The sequence below is a fragment of the Vibrio sp. 2134-1 genome (assembly GCF_033339495.1).
The window spans coordinates 1-522 of sequence record NZ_JAWOUS010000936.1 but is presented as its reverse complement, the minus strand read 5'-3'; the positions used below and the strand labels follow the sequence as shown (position 1 = coordinate 522).

Annotated in this window: 1 pseudogene; it reads left to right on the top strand. The window is 46.4% G+C overall.

Annotated elements, in window-relative coordinates:
- A pseudogene (gene vmeH / locus R7R78_RS29355) lies at positions 1 to 522 on the top strand (efflux RND transporter periplasmic adaptor subunit VmeH); the annotation flags it as partial.

Here is a 522-nt window from a genome sequence, read left to right as displayed (position 1 = left end):
GTTGGCGGAGTTGGAACTCGCTAAGTTGCGTTTATCGTTCACCACATTAAAAGCGCCGGTTGATGGCATCATTTCTCGGGTCAATATTGATCAATTTGAGAATGTTCAAGTTGGGCAACATATCGTCAATATCCACAGTCTGGATCGCGTAGAAGTTCTGATTCAATTGCCAGATCGCTTGTACGTCAAACAGCCTCCTACAGAAGAAAGATTAACGGCAATTAATGCGGTGGTTCGTGTTCCTAGTGGCAACGAGTACAAGGCGACGGTTAAAGAGTTCACTACTGAGCCTGACCCAACCACGGGAACGTTTACCGTGACGCTTTCTTTACCGATGCCAAAAGAGGAATACATCCTTGATGGCATGGCCGTTGAAGTGACCTCGAAAGATGAAAAAGTGGGTTTAGAGCTGAACGTTGGGATCAATGTGCCGATTGAGGCAATTTTCAATGCTGATGGAGACGAGCTTGGACGTGAGAACAAGTTTGTTTGGGTGCTGAATGACGACGGTACCATTTCACG